General features: G+C 71.1%; 2 protein-coding genes. One reads left to right on the plus strand and one right to left on the minus strand.

Annotation, left to right across the window (positions count from 1 at the left end):
• Window positions 1–154 precede the first annotated feature (154 nt).
• Window positions 155–985 carry an endo alpha-1,4 polygalactosaminidase gene (locus AB0C29_RS46840; protein ID WP_360834645.1) on the minus strand — a complete coding sequence of 277 codons (831 nt, stop codon included), beginning with the start codon at window positions 983–985 and terminating at the stop codon, window positions 155–157.
• 229 nt (window positions 986–1,214) lie between these two features.
• Here AB0C29_RS46840 and AB0C29_RS46845 point away from each other — a divergent pair.
• The coding region (locus AB0C29_RS46845) for a carbohydrate kinase family protein (protein WP_360834647.1) at window positions 1,215–1,744 on the plus strand (530 nt) is incomplete at its 3' end.

Consider the following 1,744-nt stretch of genomic DNA (forward strand, 5'->3'; position numbering starts at 1 on the left):
GCCGAGCGCGTGCAGCACCGTGGCCACGTTGAGCCCCTTGCCGCCGGGCCGCTCGGCGACCGTCGTGACGCGGTGGGTGCCGTGCGGCACCAGCGCGTCGACCTCGTACGTGAGGTCGAGCGCCGGGTTCAGGGTGACCGTGACGATCATCGGCTCAGCAGGCCTGGTAGACGTAGGTGCCGCTGCCGGGCGCGGTGACGTCGACGTCGCGGCGTACCACCGAGACGCTCGCGCCGACCGCCGTGCAGGCCTTCTTGAAGGCGCCGCTGGTGTATTCGATGACGATCAGGTTGGCGCCGTAGACATCGGTGTAGGCGTCGCATTCGCCGTACCGGCCGCATTCCTCGGCGATCGCGAAGTCGAGCCCGGCCGCCTTGCCCCGGCCCTCCAGGGTCGTCGTGTTCTTCTGGGCGATGGCGAGCCCGGCGCTGTGCGCGTGCGGGGCGAGCAGCCGCAGGTACGCCACCGCCTGGTCGCGGGTGAGCAGGCCCGAGAACCGGTCGTACGTGTCGATGTTGTCCGGCTCCACCGCCTGGAAGCCCTTGGCGGCGCACCCGTCGATCCAGCCGTTGACGATGGCCGCCAGGGCGGTGCGCTTGGCCGGGGTACGGATGTCGAGCACCATCTCGTCCCAGGCGCCGTCGATCACGTACCGGCCCTTGGCGTCGCGCAGCAGCAGGTCGTCGTGGTGCTGCTGCCACCAGGTGGCCTCCTGCGGCTGCACCTGGAAGGCGTTGACATAGCAGATGTTGTAGAGCCCGGCGGCCGGCGCGGCCTCGCGGTCGCGGCTGACGACGCGCACCCCGGCGGGCGGGGTGTAGGCCTGGCCGATCTGGTAGTCGAAGGTGGCGTTGACGGGCGGCAGCGTGTAGGCCGCGGCGATCCGGGCGGTGGTGCCCGCGTCGGCGTGCAGGCTGAACCCGACGGCGACCGTGAGGGCGGCCGCTCCGGCGGCGATCCAGCGGCGAACGGTACGGGTGATCACGACTGAGACTCCCGGCGATGCTCAGGGATCTGCCCCGCCTCGGGTGCGGTGCCGGCCACCCTGGCGCAGGAGGTGCCGGGCTGGGTACCGGCTGGGCTCGATCGTTGTCAGCGATTCAACTGATCGAACGCACAGGTGTCAATAGTCGTTTGTGCGCGTATGGTGCTGTCGGGCCGCTTGCCAGGGGCGGAAAACGGCAAGTGTGCAATTCAGATTGTTCATTTGGACAGTGGTCGAGGCAGCGGAGGACTTCATGGACGTGCTCGTGGTGGGCGACGCCAACCCGGACCTGGTGCTGCGCGGCGACGTACGCCCACGCTTCGGTCAGGCCGAGCAGTTGCTGACCGGCGCGGACCTGGTCCTCGGCGGTTCGGCGGCGATCACCGCGGCCGGCTGCGCCCGGCTGGGCCTGACGACGTCGCTGCTCACCGCGATCGGCGACGACGTGTTCGGCGACATCACCCGCGAGCGCCTCACCGAGCGGGGCGTGGCACTGATCCAGCCGCGTACGGCGACCGGCCTGCCGACCGGGCTCAGCGTGATCCTCACTCCGCCCGAGGACGACCGGGCGATCCTCACCCTGCCGGGCACGATCCCCACGCTGCGGCCGGAGGACGTCACCGACGAGCACCTGGCCGCGACCCGGCACCTGCACGTGGCGTCGCTCTACCTGCAGCCGCAGCTGGCGGCCGGGCTGGCCGGCGTGTTCGAACGGGCCCGGGCGCGCGGGGTCGGCACGTCGCTGGACACCAACTGGGA

Source organism: Actinoplanes sp. NPDC048791 (assembly GCF_040650095.1).
In the GTDB taxonomy this organism is placed as follows: Bacteria; Actinomycetota; Actinomycetes; order Mycobacteriales; family Micromonosporaceae; genus Actinoplanes.